Below are 18,609 nucleotides of genomic sequence, written 5' to 3'. Positions count from 1 at the left end.
CATCGCGCGGTGCGCTTGCTCCTTGGACAAGTCGCCCGGATCACGCTGGCAATCGCCGATATTCGAAATAATTGTCGTGACAAACATTTTCACAACTCCAAACGCAGTCGCAGTCTGTGTCGGTGGAGAAGCTAGCGACGTTCGGGCGCGAAAGGTACGGGTATGACCCGCCGTTCACACAACCTTCCTCAGCACGTCGAACGCACGAAATCCGCACGTCCGAGGCAATCGTTCGAGCAAAAGCCCAGTGCGGTCCCGATACCATGAGAGGGCGGTGGCCAGCGTCCGCATCGCATGCGTTCCCAAGTGTCCGTGAGGTTTTCGACATCCGACTTATCTGCGCGATGAATAGGGGATCGAATGAATACCGAACTATTGGAAGAGCTTTGGCAGTCATGGGCGGAGCGTGGCGCCGAGTTCACCGCGGCGCAATGGGCGACGCCGACCCGATTGCCCGGCTGGTCTGTGCGCGCCCTGTTCGCCCACGTGGCACCTGATGCGGCGGTACTGAAGGCGATGCGCGCGGCTCCGGTACCGCAGGGGCATACGGTGACCAGCGGCGCGGAAATCCTGCGGATCTTCAACAGTCCGGGCGGGATCGCGCGGACGGCGGCCGATGATATCGAGGCGGCGGCGCGCAAGGCCGCCGAGACGATCGACATCGACGAGCTGTTGCGCCGGTTCGATACGAAAGAGCTTGCCGACTTGGATGCGGTGCGGCCGAGCGATGTGCTGGCGCATCCGATACTCGGGCGCGTGACCTATCGGGCGTTCGCCGAAGTCGCTATCGTCGATGTCACGGTGCATTTACTCGATCTCATTGCGGCGGTGGGTGGTTCGCCGGTTCCCGAACCCGCGTTGCGGCTCACCAGGGAGGTGCTCGCCGCGGTACCCGAACCGGTCGAGTTCATCGAGGCCGCTACCGGACGGTCGAAAGTCGCTGTGCTGCCGGTCATGCGGTAGTCAGCAGGGCGAGCGCGGTATCCCGGACTACGCGATCGGTGGCTTCGGAGCGGTTGGCGGCGACACCCGAGCGCATCAGTGCCGCGCCCTCCATGAGCGCGACGAAGGTTTCGGCCCGCGCTCGGGCGGTGGCCGCATCGCATCGAGGCTGTCGCGCATGGATGAATTCCATTACCTGACGGACGTATTCGGCGTAGAACTCGGTCACCGCGGGCCGGACGGTGGGTTCGGCGGCCGCGATCGCCCAGATCTCGATGAACAGGCGCACCGCGGATTCGTCGTCATGCTCCGAGAGCAGGTACGCGACAGCGGATTCCGGGTCGGTGACATCGCGCAGCCGGGCCTGTGACCGGTCGATCACCCGCCGCAGCACCGCTTGGATCAGCTCGGTCCGGCTCGGAAAGTAGTGCTGCAGATGGCCGATGCGCATATCGGCCGCGGCGGCGACGGCGCGCATGGAGGTGTGTGCATAGCCGACAGTGCCGAGCAGTCCTTCCGCGGCATCCAGGAGTGCGTCCTGGCGGGCCGCGCCGGTGGTATAGCGGCGGGTCACCACGTCACCTCGATGTCGACGCCAGCCTGCGCCAGCTCGGTGAGCGAATCCTGTGGTCGGGCGGTGGATTCCGGGAAGGAGATACCGGCGGGTGCGTCTCCGTCGAGTGCCCGGCGCAGGCCGATCAGCGCGCCGACGGCGGTGAGATGTGCCTGACCGGCGCGATCGCGTACCGTCGCGGAACGGGTACCGCCCGGACCGGTCACGTCGACGCGCAGTGCGGCGGTCGCACCGTCGCCCGGTGAATACAGCATCGATCGCCGCAGCGGACGCCAGCGATCACCACGTGCTCTGCGGAAGAATCCGAGTCTGGCCGCGGTGAGTAATGCGGTCGACGCAGCGGCGGAATCGAATCCGATTCTGGTGACCGCCGTCGCTACCCCGAGGGTGAGTGGAAAGGTGAATTGCTCCGGGGTATCGATGCGGGCGACCCTGGTCTTTTCACCGCCGATACGCACCTGTCGCGAATCTCGCAGTGGCATTGTCATATGTCGGACACCGCCCTGGATTACCTCGAATTCGACGCCGAGTCGGTCCATGAATTCCACCGAATCAACGCCTGCTCGATCGGCGAGTGCGTAGCGAATTGCGATATCGACTTCGGTTGCCCCGCCTATCTGTTCGGCGAGCGCCGCGGTCACCAGTCCGGTGACGCCGCCCATCCAACTCGACGACAGTAGAACGGGTGCGGTGGGGTGCAGCGTCGCAGCGACGACAGCGGCCCGAGTTAGGCGGGTTGTCCAACGGGTGATGTCGACGTAGGGAATGCCCGCGCGCACGGCGGCCCGCAGCACCCGGTCGTCGGGATCGTTGACCGTACTCACCACCGCGCGCGCCTCGGCGCGGAAGTCGGTGGCCTCGGTGAGGTCCCACCGCGCGACCTTCGCGCCGAGTTCCTCGGCAATAGTGTTGCCCCGTACCGGATTTCGGCCGGTGAGCAGTAGGGGCCAGCGCCCGGCCGCGAGGCGGGCCAGTTCGGCGCCGACGGTGCCGTAACCGCCGACGATGAGAACCGGTGCGCTGTCGTGGAACTGCAGATGGTCGGACATATCAGCAAATCTAGGTCGTATGACCTAGTTTGTCGAGTGCCGCCCCCGATTGACGGGTCTTGTGAAGTTGTCTATATCGGCTGCATCGTCTTCTTCGGATCGGTTCGGTAGGACGGTCCGGGTGGATTCCGGTGTCGCCGAGATGAATTCGGCGCTACGGTGATCCGCAATTGATTCCGAAGGGCAGCGGGATCGATCGAAGTCCGCCGCGTCCCGCGCGGCAAAGATCAAATAGTGCGAGGGGAAGTTCCGATGTCAGCAGGGGTGACGCCGTCGAGTACGCAAGAGTACGTCTCGGACAAGTACACGAAGGGGTTCGAAGTATTCGAAGAATGGCAACTGCACCGCTACAACCGGGAAAGTTACCTCGGACATCCACTGCGTACCGTGCAGCTGGGAATGCGCTATCTGACGCTCCCACATTATTTCGGCAGAGTGCCACCGGTTCGGCTGTGGTTGCGGCGGTTCGGCGGGCCGCGAGTTTCGCCGGATTTCGCCTGTGTCGGCGCGCTGAAGAGCGGAACAACCGACCTGGCCAGCTATCTCATGCAGCATCCGAGCATCCTGGCGCCGATCACCAAGGAGATCGGCCACGGCTACCCACAGTTCTGGGGGCCGTACTTCCCGACCGAACACGAGAAGGCCGAGGTGATGCGATGTACCGGCCGGGCGCTGGCGGGCTATTTCGACCCACTGCTGCACGATCTTCCGTTGATCGACAACTACAGTGCGGCCCGTCCCGACGCCAAGATCGTCATGATGTTGCGTGATCCGGTGGATCGCGCCTATTCGCACTACAAATGGGATCTGTTCCTCAGTACCAAGGACGGTCTGCGCGCCATGTCGTACGGCAAGACCTACGCCGACTACATCGACTACGCGCTGGCCATGTTTCCGGCCCCGCCGCCGCCGACCACACTGCCCTCGATGCCGGTGCTCGGCACCGGTGTCTACGCCAATGCGGTGGCGCGCTGGCTCGAAGCGTTCGGCAAGGACAACGTCTACGTCGTCACCGCCGAGGACTTCTTCGCCGATATCTCCAAGACCGTGCGCGGCATCCACGAATTCCTCGGACTGCCCGCCGTCGAGCCGGTCCGCCATCACGTGCTGAACCGCAATCCCCTCGAATTCCCGGAACCCGATCATGTATCGGTGGCCCGGCTGCGCGAGTTCTATCGCCCCTGGAACGAGCAGCTGTTCGAACTGATCGATCGCGACCTGGGCTGGAACGACCGCCAGGGCCTGTGCGCTCCTAGATAACTTAGCCTAACCTACCTTCTCGGTGCTTCTTATGTGAAGATGGTGCCGATTCCGGCGAGAGGTCCCGCGAAGGGGCGAGAGGGTTGAGGCAGATGACGGTCGACCTGGCGCTACCGGCGGTGGAGGCGGGGAATCGCCCGCCGAAAGCGGAGCTGAAGGCGCGCAAGCAGCAGGAAGCCTTGGCGCGCAAGGAAATTCTCGCGCCCGTGCGGCGGATACTGACGTTCGCGAGCATCATCGTGGCCATCGCCGCGGTGGGTAGTGTCGTACCGTTCGTACTGATCGTCGAGGCCTGCCGGGAACTGCTCGCCGACCGGGTCGACACCGATCGGGTGTGGCGGCTGCTGCTGATCGCGGTGCTCGTGCTCATCGCGCGCGGCCTATTGCAGGCCGCGGCGCTGACCTGGTCGCATCTGGTGGATGCCGGATATCAGCTGACGCTGCGTCGGCTGCTGGCCGCCAAACTGACCAGGGTTCCGCTCGGCTGGTTCGGCGAGCGATCCTCGGGTGAGGTGAAGAAGTACCTGCAGGACGATGTCGAGGCGCTGCACTATCTGGTCGCGCATGCGCGTCTGGAATTCGTCGGCGCGCTCACCGTGCCGCTGGTCACCCTCGGCTACCTCGTGACCGTCGATTGGCGACTCACCCTCGCGCTGCTGATTCCACTGATCGCCTACGCGGTGTTGTTCAGTCGGATGATGGATCAGGATGGCCGGGATCGGCTGGCGGTCTACAACCGCTGGGAGCGCCGGACCCAGGACGCCACCATAGAATTCGTCGACGGCATCCAGGTGGTCCGGGCATTCGGTCAGGCGGGTAAGGCGCACACCGTATTTCAGGCGGCGGTCGACGGCCAGGCCAAGAGCCTGGATCGGATGAAGACGCCGATCATTCGCATCCAGTCGGCCTCCGACATCGTGGTCACCCCGGTCTTCGTGATGCTGGTCATCGTGCTCGCCGGGCTTGCCGCGGTGGGGCTGGACTGGGTCGCGCCGCTGGATATGCTGCCGTTCCTACTCGTTGGGCTCGGCCTGGGCAGTGCACTGCTCGGTCTCGGATACGGAACGCAGGCGTTGCGGGCCGCGGGGGCGGCGGCGCAACGTCTGCACGAACTGCAGCAGACGCCCGAATTGACAGCGCTCGACGCGAAGTCGGCAACATCGGTGCCCGATCTGACCGCCGCGGGCGCGGTGCGATTCGAGGGCGTCGGCTTCGGATACCGCGCGGACCACGAGGTGCTGCATGAGATCGACCTCGAGTTGACGCCGGGAACCATTACCGCGCTGGTCGGTCCGAGCGGCTCGGGCAAGTCGACGCTGGCTGCGCTGCTGCCCCGCTTCTACGACGTCGGAGCCGGCCGAATCACCATCGCGGGACGCGATATTCGCGACTTCTCGACCGATGAGCTGTATCGCACTGTCGGATTCGTCTTCCAGGATGTGCGTTTGATCCGCGGCACGGTTCGAGAGAACCTGCGGTTGGCCCGGTCCGACGCCGATGATGCCGCACTGGAGCGGGCGGCGCGGGCGGCCCAGATCCACGACCGCATCCTGGCGCTGCCGCGCGGCTACGACTCCGAGATCGGTGTCGATGCGACGCTGTCGGGCGGTGAGGCGCAACGACTCTCGATCGCCCGCGCGCTGCTCGCCGATACTCCGGTGCTGGTCCTGGACGAGGCGACCGCCTTCGCGGATCCGGAGTCCGAGGCGGCCGTACAGGATGCGCTGGCAGTGCTGGTCGCGGGACGGACCGTGCTCGTGATCGCGCATCGGCTGCACACGATCACCGGCGTAGATCGGATTCTGGTGCTGGAGAACGGGTCCCTGGTCGAGCAGGGTGATCATGCGAGTCTGCGCGACGCGGGCGGTACCTACCAGCGACTGTGGGAAATCAACGAGGCGGCGCTCGGTGCGCTCGCACTCATCGACAATGTCGAGGGGGCACGATGATTCGCAAGGTGCTCGGGCTGATCCCGGCCGAGTTCGCCCACCTCACACCGAAGTTATTGGCGGCCATCATCGCCCAGGCAGTGAGCCAGGCCGTGGCCTATCTGCTGTTGGTGCCGGTGCTCGAGGCAGTGTTCGACAATAATCTCGGCCGGGCCTGGTTCTGGGCGCTGTGGATGGTGGTCGCGGTCGCGGCGGTGGTCGTCTTCGGATATCTGCAGGCCGTACTCGGTCTGCGCATCGGCGTCGGTATGCAGCGCGGGCTGCAGACCAGGCTCGGCGATCATCTGAATGCGTTGCCGCTCGGCTGGTTCGAGACGCACGGCGCAGGGCCGCTCTCGCGGATCGTGGTCGAGAATGTGCGCGAGATCCAGGGTTTGGTCGCGTATCTGCTGACCAAGGTGCTCACCAGTATCGTGGTTCCGCTCGGTGTCGCGCTCGGGATGCTGTTCATCGACTGGCGGATCTCGCTCGCCATGCTGCTCGCGGCGCCGGTGTTGTATCTGGTCAACGGCCTGGCCGAGCGCGCGTACACCCGTTCCGATGCGCGGATGCACGCGGCAGCGGCCGAAGCCGATGCGCGGGTGGTCGAATTCGCGCAGGCACAGCCGGTGCTGCGCGCCTTCGGTGCGGTCGGGCCGGGCAACCGGGCTCTCGATACCGCCCTGGTGCGGCAGCGATCGGCGATCACTCGGCTGATGTTCGCGACAGTGCCGGGGCTGATCGTCTTCGCGTTGTTCGTGCAGGCGGTCTTCTTGGTGCTCGTCTACATTGCGGTGGGCCGGGTTACCGACGGCGCCATCTCGGCGGCGGCCGCGATCGCGCTCATCGCGGTGAGCGCGCGGTTCATCGAACCGCTGAATCAGGCTGCGCAGCTCAGCAATGCGCTCCGGTCGGCCGCAGCGGCGGCCGACCGGGTCACCGGGCTGCTCGCCGAACCCGTACTGCCGGAGGCGAAGTCGCCGGTTGCCCCGGGTGCGCCGTCCGTCGTCTTCGATAACGTCTGCTTCGGCTACCGGCCGGGCGAGCCGGTGCTGTCCGAGTTGAGCTTCACCGTGCCCGCGGGCACCACCACCGCGATCGTCGGGCCGAGCGGTGCGGGCAAGACGACGGTGCTGCGGCTCGCGGCACGGTTCCACGATGTCGAAGCCGGTCGGGTCGTGGTCGGTGAGCACGATGTGCGCGAGCAGCCATCGCAGACATTGCTGAACCAGCTCTCGCTCGTCTTCCAGAACATCTACCTGTTCGATCAGTCGGTGGCGGACAACATTCGGATCGGCCGGCCCGATGCCACCGACGCCGAACTGCACCGCGCGGCCGAAGCGGCCAGGGTGGACGAGATCGTCGAGCGGCTGCCCGACGGTTACGACACCGCGGTCGGAGAGGGGGGTGCGACGCTGTCCGGCGGTGAGCGGCAACGGGTTTCGATTGCCCGCGCCCTGCTGAGGGAGGCGCCGATCGTGCTGCTCGACGAGGCGACGAGTGCGCTGGATCCGCACAGCGAGGCAGTCGTCGTGCGTGGGATTCACGAACTCACCAGGGATAAGACGGTCATCGTTGTCGCGCATCGGTTGGCGACCATCGCGCACGCCGATCAGATCCTGTTCCTGGATGGCGGACGGATCGTCGAACGCGGTACGCACGCTGAACTTCTGGCGTTGGACCGACGATACGCGGGCTTCTGGAACGAGCGCTCCCGCGCCACTGGGTGGCGGTTGGCAGCGGCTCCTGCCTGAAGGCACAGGCCCTGAGGCTCGATGTTATTGCTGGACCGCCTCCGTGATTCCGGCATACGAGGTTTACCGCGCGGTCTAGGAGACCGCCCCACCGTGGATATCGGCGTGCCGTTCCGCAGCGGCCGGAACGTTCCCGGCCGGTCCACCGAGCGGCCCCTGCAGGAATGCCGCGAGTATGTCGTTGGCCGCGCGCTGCGTATCCACCGGTCCACGCTCACCGCCGATGAACTGAGCGACGGCGAATCGTGCGGGTGCGGCGAGGAATAACGGAACGTCGGTGAAGCCGAAGTGGTTGGCCTCGGCGATCTCGTAGCGGAATCCGCCCGCCCGCAAGTGCTGGATGAGGTCGCGGTTGCGGTCCAGATAGCGTGCGGAATGGCCGGTCTCGGAGTGATCGCTCTCCAACAGCAGGAACGGCTGTTGCAATGCGCGCCCCGGCAGATCGCCGTACAGGGTGCCATCGATATTCACCGCCGCCTTGATCCGGGGATCATCGGCCGCCGCGGCGACCGCGCTCGCGCCACCGAACGAATGTCCGATCGCCGCAATGTGATCGGTATCCAAGCGCCCGGCCAATGTGCCGATCGCCTCGGGTCGGTCCAGTTGGTCGACCACGAAACGTAGATCACCCCTGCGGACTTCGAGTTGTTCGGTCATGTACCGCTCGCCGTCGGCATCGTCCTCGGGGAAGTCTTCGATCGGCGTCGCGATGGTGCCGTCCGCGAGTTCGGTAACAGCCACCTCATAGGGATGGTCTATGGCGAGTACGACGAAGCCACGGCTCGCCAGATCGGTGACGAGTCCGGTGTAGAACGCGCGCGGAGCACCATATCCGGGTGAGAACAGCACAACCGGCCAGCGCGCGCGTTCCGCGCTGATCGGCACATCCGCGTACGCGTGGGTGTCGATGCTGTCATAGTTGCTCATGACGAAGCTGGGAATCCGGGTTACCCGGCTCGGCAGTCGGCCGAGTCCGGCGAGGTAGACCCACTGCCGCCCCGACGCGAACTCCGTCGGATACCACGCCTGCACACTGACATTGCGACGATCGGTGGTGGAATCCGTTGCCGTCTCGGGTCTTTGCTGGTCGATCCAGCGGAAGATCTGCGAGCCCACGCGGTATCGGCCGGACGGCTCGGGCAGGGTGGGGACGGGGGGAATGCTCCACGCCACGATGGCGAGCACGGCGAGTAGACCGACGGCCACGGGTGCGACGAGCGCGAGGATTCGCCGCATTGTCGTCCCATCGGCTGCTGGCAGATCCATGGTCGCGGGCGCCGGCCGAATCGGCGCGGTCCGGCGCGATCGGCTGACGACCAGCACTGTCGCGGCCACGATGGCCACATAGCTCGGCACCATCTGCCAATAGAAGTTCTCCAGCACCCACTGGACCAGGCAGCCGATCACCAACAGCGGCAGCGCAACCGGCAGCGCACACGCGACCCGCCTGGGAAATACCGCCGCCGCCATCGCGAAAAGGATGGCGGCGGCAGACACAACTCCATCAATGATCGACATTGCCCACTCGCTTCCGCGCCACCGGCCCGGACCGGCAGCAATTCGAATTCGAGCTCAGCATTGCGCACGGTGCCCTGCGAACACGTCGACAGAAAGTAGCGATCACACTCATCCCCGAGGATGATCCGGCCTCATCGAAAGGTCAGCGTCCAGACTGCGCGTCAAGTAGTCGACGCGGCCCATTCGATGCCGCTGCATCGTCCGATAGGCCGCGGACACGCCCAGCGGATGTTTGCCGAGGCGAGTTGATAGGTGGCACCGCGACGGATCGGAACGACCATGTGACTCGCCTCGGCGACCCACACCCGTGGGTTGGTGGGGGCTATTTCCAGTACGCGCGGGATTTGATCGAGGTCTTCGGCAGGCCGTGGGTGGTCTTGAGCGACCTGACGATCGAACGCGTGGTGTGGCCGTCGCAGGCGACCCAGGCGTAAGTGTCCTTCGGGCAGTCCATTTCGTGCGCCTGCTCGCGCAGCAGCCGACCGTCGTCGATCCGCTGCACCCAATTCACCTGATGGTGTGGCTTATTGCGCACCGGCAGTCCGGTATCGGATTCGTATTGCCATTCCAGCCAGACCCGGGCCGGACTATCGCCGATCGCGTCGAGCAGCGAGTTGATCGCGGGCAGTGAGGCGGTGTCGCCGAAGATGACGAATTCGCTGGGCAGCGGATCGGGTAGGTGGAAATCCGAGCCGAGCACCGAGACATCGATCTGGTCACCGACGGCCGCGTTCTGCGCCCACATCGAGGCGGGACCGTGGTGTACCGCGAATTCGATCGAGAACTCGTCCCCGGCCGGATCCGGGTCGACCAGCGTGTATCCGCGCTGGTGCTCGCGCTCACCGTTCGGAATCCACAGCCGCACCCACTGTGTCGGGTGCAGCGGATGATCGGCGAGCAGTCCGCCCGCCGCGAATCCGAGCCGCATGTACTTCTCGCTGATGTACTCGGTCGAGGTCACCGTGAGCCGGTAATCCTCGGCGCGCCACGCTTTCAGCATCAACCCTTCGAAGCCTCTACCCATGCGACTAAGGTTAGCCTAAACACACTTCGATGTCGTGGGGTATGTCCGCTGTCGCGTCCGGATCGGGCGGCGGACGGACGGATATGCCGTCGCGCCGCGGTCATGGGGAGATCCGGCGGCGGGACATCAATTGCCGCAATAGCCGTGTGGCCCCGAGACATTCGCTTGCCTCGGGGCCGACTCGCCTGTGGTGTCGGTGATTACACGTTGCAGGGCAGCATCGCGACGCCCGCGAGGGTGCATTCGGCCTCGCGGGTCAGCTTCCAGGTGCCGTCGATCTGCTTCCAGGAGATGTCGAAGTACCAGGGGTCCCAGCCGTCGATGGACGTGGTCAGCTGGGCGGTGAGCAGATCGCCGGAGACATTGACCGGGCCGAGTACATCCCAGTGGAAACTGGACGGGGCGGCGGCCATGACGGTGCCGATCTGATCGACCAGGCCGAGACCGGCCTCGCCCGCTTCGAGCTCGGCCGCACGAGCGGAGCGCGCGGCTCCGATGTTGAACACCAGCCGCAGCTTGGCCGCGAGCTCACCCACGCCGGGGGCGGCGGTCCGCATCGGCGCGCCGATGGGTGCGGCGTTGGCCGGAGCCGCCGTGGTGACGGTGCCGAAAGCGCCGATCACGGCGGCCGCGGCGAGTGCGAACGCCGCGGTGGCGACGCGCGTCACCGGCCTGTTTCTGGTGCTGAGCATCGATATATCCAATCGTTCGTATGCGGTAGTGCGCCCGTTCCAGGGACTGGCACTGCAGTGCAATATAAGGTAAGCCTATGCAAAGCTGTTAGCGGAAGTTAGGTGACCCTGGTTACCGCTGCCCAGATCGAACGCAGGAGAACCGTGGACACACTGTTGGTGGTCGGAGCCGGGCCGAAAGCCCTTGCGGTGGCGGCAAAAGCGCACGTCCTGCGGAAGTTGGGGCTCGCGGCCCCGCGCGTGATCGTCGTCGAGGCGCATGCGGTCGGCGGCAATTGGCTGCCCAGCGGCGGCTGGACCGACGGGCGGCACCGGCTGGGCACCAGTCCGGAGAAGGACATCGGTTTTCCGTACCACTCGACCTGGGCGCGCGGGCACAACCGTGCCATCGACGAGGCAATGATGGCCTACAGCTGGACCTCGTTCCTGGTCGAGCACGGCACCTACGCCGAGTGGATCGACCGCGGCCGGCCGAGCCCACACCACCATGTGTGGGCCAAATATCTGCAGTGGGTGGCTCGCGCGATCGATCTCGAATTGGTGCTCGGGACAGTGGATTCGGTCGCCGCTGCCGCCGACGGCTGGCTGGTTTCGGTGACCGACGCCGCCGCTGGCGACTGCTCGCAGGTCGCGCGAAACAACGCCGCTGGCGACTGCTTGCAGGTCGCGCGAGACAACACCGCTGGCGACTGCTTGCAGGTCGCTCGAAACAACACCGCGGTGACCACCGAAATCGATACGGACGCACTGATGATCACCGGTCCCGGCCACAGCCGCCGGGCACTGGCCGAACATCCCCGGGTGCTCAGCATCGCCGAATTCTGGGATCTGGCGGGCAAACGCGCACTGCCGGTGTCCTCGCGGGTCGCGGTGATCGGCGGCGGCGAGACCGCGGGCTCGGCCCTGGACGAGCTCGTCCGCCACGACATGCTGACCATCTCGGTCATCACGCCCAAGGCCACGATCTACACCCGCGGCGAAAGCTATTTCGAGAACGCGCTTTTCAGCGATCCGACCAAGTGGAACGCGCTGAGCATGGACGAACGCCGCGATGTCATCCGGCGCACCGACCGTGGTGTCTTCTCGGTGCGCGTGCAGGAGAGCGTGATCGGCGACAATCGCGTGCATCACCTGCAGGGCCGGGTCGTGCGGATCGCCGAGCAGGGTGATGGCGTCGCGGTGACACTGCGCAACGACCGCCGACCGGATCAGGTGCAGACCTTCGATCTGGTGGTCGACGCCACCGGCGGGCAGCCACTGTGGTTCCTGGAACTCTTCGATTCGAACGCTGCCGACCTGCTCGAACTCGCGGTCGGCGGACCGCTGACCCAGGCCAGGCTCGAGGCCGCGATCGGCTACGACCTGGCGGTCTCCGGTCTGGACACGAAGCTCTATCTGCCGAATATGGCTGCCGTCGCGCAAGGGCCCGGGTTTCCGAATCTCAGCTGCCTCGGCGAACTTTCGGATCGGGTGTTGCGTACGGCTCCGGTGCGTCAGGTCGTCGGTGCGCGGCGGGGTTCGGCCCCACGACTGGGCTGATCAGCCCGATATTCCCTACTTCAGCTATGTGAGGTTTTCATGCGCATCGTCTCCTTCGGCTTCCAGACCTGGGGCCGCAGAACCCTGCAGGCCCTGATCGATTCCGAGCACGAGGTCGTGCTCGCGGTCACGCATCCGGCCAGCGCGGACTCCTACAAGGGGATCTGGTCGGATTCGGTCGAGGAACTCGCCCGCGAACACGACATTCCCGTACATCTGACCGAACGGGCCGACGCCGGAACCGTCGACCTGGTGAAGCGGGCCGAGCCGGACGTCATCGTGGTGAACAGCTGGTACACCTGGATGCCGGCCGAGCTCTACACCATGCCCACACACGGCACCTTGAATCTGCACGATTCGCTGCTGCCCGAGTTCACCGGATTCTCTCCGGTGCTGTGGGCGCTGATCAGCGGCGAGTCCGAGACCGGCCTGACCGTGCACCGCATGGACGAGGGACTGGACACCGGCGACATCCTGGTGCAGCGCTCACTTCCCATCGGCCCCACCGATACCGGCACCGCATTGGTACTGCGCGGTATCGATCTCATTCCCGGCGCACTGCAGGAGGCGCTGCACGCCCTCGAATCCGGTACCGCGCAATGGAAACCGCAACGCAAATCCGAGCGGACCTACTTCCACAAGCGCTCGGAGCGGGACAGTCGAATCGACTGGACCTGGTCCGCTCTGGATCTCGAGCGTTTCGTGCGCGCGTTGTCCGATCCGTACCCGCGTGCGTTCACCTATTACCGCGGCGAGCGGATCGAGGTGCTCGAGGCCGTGATCTCCGAGGCGCGTTACGGCGGCACGCCGGGCCGGGTGATCGCGCAGGAGGGCGGCGGCGCGGTGGTCTGCGGCCAGGACGCACATCGGGGGCGCAATCGCGGGCTCGTGATGACGCGGATCCGCACCGCGGACGGCATCGAGCAGGCAGCGGCCGAATTCTTCGCGCGCGGTGGATATCTCACCGATCAGTGAGGTCGGGGCGGGGGGTGTCCACCGAATCAGTGGACTTGTTAGGGTAGCCTACGCTAATATCGGGCGACCGTTCAAAACCAGATCAGTGCAGCGAACCGGGGGGTGTTGTACGCCGTCGACCTATGACGCCGCCCGGCGCGACCATCGCGCCGGGAACGTCCGGCGGAAGCGCAGGAGTCAAGAAATGCCAGCAAATCTCGGATGGATCCGGCAATTCCACCGGCCCCGCTCCGTCGATTGCCCACCGTTGTTGATCTGCCCGCACGCGGGTAGCGGCGCCTCCACCTACCGGGCGTTCTCGAAGGTGCTCAGCGAGCACTTCACTGTGCTGATCTTCCAGTACCCGGGTCGTCAGGACCGCGCCCGCGAGGCCGCGCTCGGCACGCTGCCCGAACTCGCTGCCGGTGCGTTCGCGGAATTCTCTGCCTCCGAACACAATCGCGGTCTGCCGCTCACCGTCTTCGGCCACAGCATGGGCGCGATGGTGGCATTCGAGCTGGTCCGCGCTGCCGAGGCGGCCGGACTCGCGGTGCGGCTGCTCGCGCCGTCGGCCGCGGTCTCGCCGGGCCGGGCGGTCGAGCTGCCGCCGCATCCGACCGAGGATGAACAGATCCTGGACCATCTCGGCGCGCTGGAAGGCACCGGCGCCGATGTGCTCGGCAGTCGCGAGGTCATGCGGATGGCGCTGCCCGTGGTGAAGGCGGACTACCGGGCCTTCGATGCCTACACCTGCCCGGTGGATGTCCGGGTACAGGCGAAGATTCACGTGCTCGGCGGCGCCGAGGATCACTTGATCACCCCGCGTGAGCTGTATGCCTGGTCCAATCACAGTGCGCAGGAGACCGATGTCACCGTCTTCGACGGCGGTCACTTCTACCTGAACGAGAATGCTGCCGGTATCGCGGAATTGCTGGCACCCGAACTGGATCGGGTCGGATGAGCACCGATATGGATCCGATCGTCATCTCCGGCATGGCCGTCGAGGCGCCGGGCAGTATCGACACCTTGCCCGAATTCTGGTCCGCGCTCGCCGAATCGCGTGAACTCATCGGGCCGTTCCCGCGCAATCGGGAATGGCCGATCGATGAGCTGCTTTCGTTGCATCGCGCCGAGGGGTGGAGTCGCGTCGCCGATGCCGGTGGATTTCTCGCGGATGCGACGGAATTCGATCCGATGTTCTTCGGTATCACGCCACGCGAGGCGATGTCCATGGATCCGCAGCAGCGGGTCGCGCTGCGGGTGGCCTGGCGGGCACTGGAGAACGCCGGCATCAATCCGAGCGCGCTGGACGGCGCCGAGGTCGGCTGTTTCATGGGCGCGTCCATCAACGAATACGGTCCGCAGGGCGGTGTGGTCACCGAATACACCGGATACCGGGTGACCGGGACGGCGCTGGGGGCGGTGGCGGGCCGGATCTCGCACAGCCTCGGGCTGATCGGGCCGTCGCTGACCACGGATACCGCGTGCGCCTCGTCGCTGACCGCGGTGCACCTGGCCGCCAATGCGGTGCGTGCCGGTGAATGCGATTGGGCGCTGGCCGGTGGGATATGCGTAATGGGCTCGCCCGCCGCCTTTTTCGAGTTCTCCAAGAACAACGCGCTGGCTGCCGACGGACACTGCCGCTCCTATGCCGCCGATGCGACCGGCACGCTGTGGGGCGAGGGTGCCGGTGTGGTGGTCATCGAACACGAATCGCGCGCCCGCGAACTCGGCCACCGGATCTACGGACGACTGCTGGCGACCCGGATCAATCACAATGGCAAGGGCGCACCCATCGCCGTGCCGAGCGCATCGGCGCAGCAGCGGCTGATCGAGAAGACCGTGGCCGCGGCCGGAATTCGGCCCGACGATATCGGGCTCATCGAGGGCCACGGCACCGGAACGCCGGTCGGTGATCCGCTCGAGCTGACGGCCCTGACACAGGTGTACGGCGGTATCAACCGCGGCAACGACGGTCCGCTGCTCGGTTCGGTGAAGTCGAATATCGGTCACGCGCAGGCGGCCTCGGGGATGCTCGGCCTGATCAAGGTGCTGCTGAGCGGTGCGAACGGTCAGATCGCGCCGAGCCTCTACGCGGAAAAACCCACCACCGAGGTGGATTGGGATGCCACCAGCCTGCGGCTGGCCACAAAACTCGAAACCTGGGATCCGGTCGACGGCCTCCGCTACGGCGCCGTGTCCTCGTTCGGCGTCGCGGGCACCAATGCACACGCGATCCTGGCGATGCCCGTGCTGGAGGATATCGATGCCTGAATACCGACTTCCGGACGGAACCGTCCCGGTCCTGCTGACCTCCGATACCGCCGATGGACTGCGTGGCGAGGCCGCCGCGATCCTGTCGTATCTGGAACGGCATTCTGACATCGGCCCGGATCGCGTGGCGGACATGCTGTTTCGCACCAGGGTCGCACGGCGCCGCCGGGCGCTGGCCATGGTCGACACGGCTGACGAACTCCGCGACGCGCTGCGCTCGATCATCGCCGATGCCGAACATCCGGCGGTGGTATCCACCGACGCAGTGGCCACGGCCCGCCGGATCGGATTCGTATTCCCTGGCCAGGGCAGTCAGCGTTCCGGGATGGGCAAGCTCTACTACGACGTCTCGCCCGCCTTCCGCGCCGCGGTCGACGAATGCGCCGCGATCTTCGAGGACCGATTCGGCCACCGAGAGCCCCTGCACTATCTGCTCGGCACCGAGGGACAGTTCGAGGACGTCGTACGAGTGGTGCAGCCCGCGTTGATGTTCCAGATGTACGCGCTGGCCGCGATGTGGCGTGCGGCGGGTGTCGAGCCCACCGCGACGATCGGACACAGTCAGGGGGAGTTGGCGGCGGGTGCGGTCTCTCGCGTGATGACTCTGCGCGATTCGGTGCTGGCGGTGACGCATCGGGCCCTGTGCGTCGATCAGCTTTCGCCGCGCGGCTATTCGATGGCCGTGCTCGGCATGGACCGCGATCAGTGTGAAGCGCTACTGGCCAGGCATTCCGGCTGGGCCGAGTTGTCGGTGGTCAATTCGGCACACATCCTGGCCATTTCGGGTGACCGCGAGACCATCGTCGATATGGTCGCGACCGCGACCGCGCGAGGTCAGTTCGCCAAGGAGATCCGCGTCGCGTATCCGGCGCATACCTCGGTGGTCAGCGAGTACCGGAACGACCTCGAGGCGGCGCTCGGCGACGAGATGAGCGGTTCGCACTTCTATACGACCGAAATCCCCTGCTACGGTGCGACACTCGGCACCACCATCACACCGGACCTGCGCCATGATCAGTACTGGTACTGGAACCTGCGCAACCGCGTTCGGTTCGATCGAGCGATCACAGCGGCCTCCGCCGACGTCGACACCTTCGTCGAAATGTCGGAACACCCCATGCTGCAGTTGGCCATTCAGGAAAACCTCAGCACGGTGCCGCTAGATCCGGCATTGCCGCAGCGGGAGTTCCGGGTGATCGGTACGTCGCTGCGCACCGCGGCGGGGCTGGGGGAGTTCACCCGCAATCTGGCGACGGTCGCGGTGCACGACCTGAACTATCGCTGGGATGGGTTGCGAGTCGAATCTGATTCGGGCACAGCGCGATTGCCGCTGCGCGACTTCCCCAACACCGTGCTGAATCCGCAGCGGCTGTGGGCCGCCTACCGGACGACAGCGAACGAACCGGTGAGCACCGACCATGCCGCGACCCGGCTGGCCGAGCACTGGGTGCGGCTCGAGCGCCGCTCGCTGGTGTCGCCGCGCACGATGCTCGTCGTCGATCACACCGGACAGTGCGCCGAACTCGCCGCGGCGCTGTGCAGCGCCGCCGACAACCACGGCGGCGGTGCGTCGATCTACGATCCGGACCGGCCCGCCGGCACCGCCGACTACAACTCGGTCGTCGTGCTGGTACCGCAGCTGCCCGACCTGGACGGACCCGCCGCGGTCGAGGAGTTGGCGCGGTTCTATGACGCTCGCTGGCTGCCCGCGCTCGACGCCACGATCACCGACTGCTGGCTGGTGACGGTGGGTGGCGAAGCCGCGGTCGCCGACGATCCGGCACCGCATCTGTTCCACGGCGCGGTCTCGGCCGGATTCCGGTGTATCGGACTGGAGAACATCGGCACCGCCTTCCGGCATCTCGACCTGGGCGTCGACGATGCGAATGCGGCGCAGGCCGCCGCGATCGTGCGCGCGCTGCATGCCAAGGACGAACCGCAGCTCGCACTGCGCGCGGGCGGTCTCTACGCCAAGCGGCTCGAGGTAGATCTCGATACACCCGCGGGGGTTGCAGATGACGCGGAGCTCGAGCACGTCGTCATCGTCGGCGGCACCGGCACCCTGGGGCTGAAGTTCGCCGAGCACTTCGCCGGTCGTGGCGCGCGGCGCATCACGCTTCTCAGCCGTTCCGGCGAAACCGATTCCGTCGCACGACGATTGCGGGTCGTTCGCCAGATCGGCGCGGCCGAGGTCACGGTTGCCGCGTGCGACGTGAGCGATGAATCGAGCGTGCGGGATCTCGCCGCCGCACTGGCGGGCACACCGGCGACCGTGCTGGTGCACGCCGCGGTGAACTACGTGCGCGCCGAACTCGCCGAGGTGACCACCGAGAAGCTGTTCGAGATGGCGGCGTCGAAGATTATCGGCACCGACCACCTGCTGCGGCTGCTGCCGCTGGCCGCCGACGTTCGGATCATCATCTGCTCCTCCGCGGCGGCGACCTTCGGCGGTCGCGGGCAGATTCTCTACGCCACCGTGAACCGCATGCTCGATGTGCTGGCCACCCGCCTGCGTGCCGCGGGCACTAATGCGGTTGCGATGCAGTGGGGTATCTGGGACATCGAGGGACCGTTGCATGCCGTCGGTGTGGATCGGATCGCCGCCGCGGGCGGCCAGTCCATGGACCCGCGAGACGCACTCGCCGTCGGTTTCACCGAGTACGCCGAAGTCGGACGGCCCGGCAATCGCCTTGTGATGGCCGCCGATTGGTCGCAGTTGAACGACATCATTTCGGCCGTCGGCTGGGGTCCGCTGCTCACCGATGTGCTGGCACGGTTGGACGCGACGCCAGTGCCGGTCGCCCCCGTTGTCGCCGCGCCCGTTGTCGCCGTCGCACCGGAACCGGTCGAACCGGCCGCCGGTTCGCTGTCCGAACAGGTGCGGGTGGAACTGGGCAAGGTAATGGGCACCGATGGGCTCGACACCATCGACAGCTCGATGCCGCTGGTTGCGCTCGGTCTGGATTCCCTGCAGGCGTTGGACTTCCGCAAGCGGGTGCGGGCCGAATTGAACCGCGATCTTCCGGTGGCGGCCATTCTGGGCGGCGCGTCGTTGGACGACGTCGTGCGCCTGATGGCCGACAGCAACGTCTAGGCGAGGG

Annotated in this window: 14 protein-coding genes; 9 read left to right on the top strand and 5 right to left on the bottom strand. The window is 66.1% G+C overall.

Features of this window, described 5'->3' with window-relative positions:
• Window positions 1-360: 360 nt before the first annotated feature.
• The gene (locus tag ACQP1G_RS41975) at window positions 361-963 is read left to right on the top strand and encodes a maleylpyruvate isomerase N-terminal domain-containing protein (RefSeq protein WP_433195646.1); all 603 of its coding nucleotides are present in this window, start codon (window positions 361-363) and stop codon (window positions 961-963) included.
• On the opposite strand, the gene ACQP1G_RS41970 is transcribed toward ACQP1G_RS41975, so the two are convergent.
• Both ACQP1G_RS41970 and ACQP1G_RS41965 read right to left on the bottom strand, forming a co-directional pair.
• Complete coding sequence (locus tag ACQP1G_RS41970) at window positions 953-1,516, bottom strand: TetR/AcrR family transcriptional regulator (RefSeq protein WP_433195644.1); 564 nt, start codon at window positions 1,514-1,516, stop codon at window positions 953-955. The two genes, ACQP1G_RS41975 and ACQP1G_RS41970, sit on opposite strands and share 11 nt — an antisense overlap.
• Window positions 1,513-2,565 carry a saccharopine dehydrogenase gene (locus ACQP1G_RS41965; protein WP_433195642.1) on the bottom strand — a complete coding sequence of 351 codons (1,053 nt, stop codon included), beginning with the start codon at window positions 2,563-2,565 and terminating at the stop codon, window positions 1,513-1,515. Before ACQP1G_RS41965 ends, ACQP1G_RS41970 begins: the two co-directional genes overlap by 4 nt.
• 252 nt (window positions 2,566-2,817) lie before the next feature.
• Between ACQP1G_RS41965 and ACQP1G_RS41960 the strand changes: the two genes are divergently transcribed.
• From ACQP1G_RS41960 to ACQP1G_RS41950, 3 genes are all read left to right on the top strand, one after another.
• On the top strand, window positions 2,818-3,825 hold the full coding sequence (locus ACQP1G_RS41960; protein ID WP_433195640.1) for a sulfotransferase family protein: 1,008 nt from the start codon (window positions 2,818-2,820) through the stop codon (window positions 3,823-3,825).
• A 92-nt stretch (window positions 3,826-3,917) separates the two neighbouring features.
• A complete protein-coding gene (locus tag ACQP1G_RS41955) occupies window positions 3,918-5,774 on the top strand; it encodes an ABC transporter ATP-binding protein (protein WP_433195638.1) in 1,857 nt (618 codons plus the stop codon).
• Window positions 5,771-7,507 carry an ABC transporter ATP-binding protein gene (locus tag ACQP1G_RS41950; RefSeq protein WP_433195636.1) on the top strand — a complete coding sequence of 579 codons (1,737 nt, stop codon included), beginning with the start codon at window positions 5,771-5,773 and terminating at the stop codon, window positions 7,505-7,507. Before ACQP1G_RS41955 ends, ACQP1G_RS41950 begins: the two co-directional genes overlap by 4 nt.
• A gap of 75 nt (window positions 7,508-7,582) precedes the next feature.
• On the opposite strand, the gene ACQP1G_RS41945 is transcribed toward ACQP1G_RS41950, so the two are convergent.
• From ACQP1G_RS41945 to ACQP1G_RS41935, 3 genes are all read right to left on the bottom strand, one after another.
• Window positions 7,583-9,025, bottom strand: coding sequence for an alpha/beta hydrolase family protein (locus ACQP1G_RS41945; protein WP_433195634.1), 1,443 nt, complete (start codon window positions 9,023-9,025; stop codon window positions 7,583-7,585).
• 322 nt (window positions 9,026-9,347) lie between these two features.
• A complete protein-coding gene (locus tag ACQP1G_RS41940; RefSeq protein WP_433195632.1) occupies window positions 9,348-10,049 on the bottom strand; it encodes a siderophore-interacting protein in 702 nt (233 codons plus the stop codon).
• Window positions 10,050-10,249: 200 nt separating this feature from the next.
• Window positions 10,250-10,741, bottom strand: a complete 492-nt coding sequence (locus ACQP1G_RS41935; protein WP_433195630.1) for a hypothetical protein — start codon at window positions 10,739-10,741, stop codon at window positions 10,250-10,252.
• A gap of 144 nt (window positions 10,742-10,885) precedes the next feature.
• On the opposite strand from ACQP1G_RS41935, the gene ACQP1G_RS41930 reads away from it, so the two are divergent.
• From ACQP1G_RS41930 to nbtC, 5 genes are all read left to right on the top strand, one after another.
• Entirely contained in the window at window positions 10,886-12,280 is a 1,395-nt protein-coding gene (locus ACQP1G_RS41930; RefSeq protein ID WP_433195628.1) for a lysine 6-monooxygenase, read from the top strand.
• 39 nt (window positions 12,281-12,319) lie between these two features.
• The gene (locus ACQP1G_RS41925; protein WP_433195626.1) at window positions 12,320-13,255 is read left to right on the top strand and encodes a methionyl-tRNA formyltransferase; all 936 of its coding nucleotides are present in this window, start codon (window positions 12,320-12,322) and stop codon (window positions 13,253-13,255) included.
• A 184-nt stretch (window positions 13,256-13,439) separates the two neighbouring features.
• Window positions 13,440-14,195 (top strand): thioesterase II family protein, encoded by a 756-nt coding sequence (locus ACQP1G_RS41920; RefSeq protein ID WP_433195624.1) that lies wholly within the window; start codon window positions 13,440-13,442, stop codon window positions 14,193-14,195.
• Entirely contained in the window at window positions 14,192-15,508 is a 1,317-nt protein-coding gene (locus ACQP1G_RS41915) for a polyketide synthase (protein ID WP_433195622.1), read from the top strand. Before ACQP1G_RS41920 ends, ACQP1G_RS41915 begins: the two co-directional genes overlap by 4 nt.
• Window positions 15,501-18,602, top strand: coding sequence for a nocobactin polyketide synthase NbtC (gene nbtC / locus ACQP1G_RS41910; protein WP_433195620.1), 3,102 nt, complete (start codon window positions 15,501-15,503; stop codon window positions 18,600-18,602). The genes ACQP1G_RS41915 and nbtC overlap by 8 nt, the downstream gene beginning before the upstream one ends.
• Window positions 18,603-18,609 lie beyond the last annotated feature (7 nt).

The sequence above is a fragment of the Nocardia sp. CA-107356 genome (assembly GCF_050946365.1).
In the GTDB taxonomy this organism is placed as follows: Bacteria; Actinomycetota; Actinomycetes; order Mycobacteriales; family Mycobacteriaceae; genus Nocardia.
The sequence above is the reverse complement of the archived record's forward strand: the minus strand, read 5'-3'. Positions and strand labels throughout refer to the sequence as shown.

Coding starts and splice junctions, on each gene's coding strand:
- ACQP1G_RS41975 (WP_433195646.1), top strand. CDS start 361: ATGAATACCGAACTATTGGAAGAGCTTTGGCAGTCATGGGCGGAGCGT.
- ACQP1G_RS41965 (WP_433195642.1), bottom strand. CDS start 2,565: ATGTCCGACCATCTGCAGTTCCACGACAGCGCACCGGTTCTCATCGTC.
- ACQP1G_RS41960 (WP_433195640.1), top strand. CDS start 2,818: ATGTCAGCAGGGGTGACGCCGTCGAGTACGCAAGAGTACGTCTCGGAC.
- ACQP1G_RS41955 (WP_433195638.1), top strand. CDS start 3,918: ATGACGGTCGACCTGGCGCTACCGGCGGTGGAGGCGGGGAATCGCCCG.
- ACQP1G_RS41950 (WP_433195636.1), top strand. CDS start 5,771: ATGATTCGCAAGGTGCTCGGGCTGATCCCGGCCGAGTTCGCCCACCTC.
- ACQP1G_RS41945 (WP_433195634.1), bottom strand. CDS start 9,025: ATGTCGATCATTGATGGAGTTGTGTCTGCCGCCGCCATCCTTTTCGCG.
- ACQP1G_RS41940 (WP_433195632.1), bottom strand. CDS start 10,049: ATGGGTAGAGGCTTCGAAGGGTTGATGCTGAAAGCGTGGCGCGCCGAG.
- ACQP1G_RS41935 (WP_433195630.1), bottom strand. CDS start 10,741: ATGCTCAGCACCAGAAACAGGCCGGTGACGCGCGTCGCCACCGCGGCG.
- ACQP1G_RS41925 (WP_433195626.1), top strand. CDS start 12,320: ATGCGCATCGTCTCCTTCGGCTTCCAGACCTGGGGCCGCAGAACCCTG.
- ACQP1G_RS41920 (WP_433195624.1), top strand. CDS start 13,440: ATGCCAGCAAATCTCGGATGGATCCGGCAATTCCACCGGCCCCGCTCC.
- ACQP1G_RS41915 (WP_433195622.1), top strand. CDS start 14,192: ATGAGCACCGATATGGATCCGATCGTCATCTCCGGCATGGCCGTCGAG.
- nbtC (WP_433195620.1), top strand. CDS start 15,501: ATGCCTGAATACCGACTTCCGGACGGAACCGTCCCGGTCCTGCTGACC.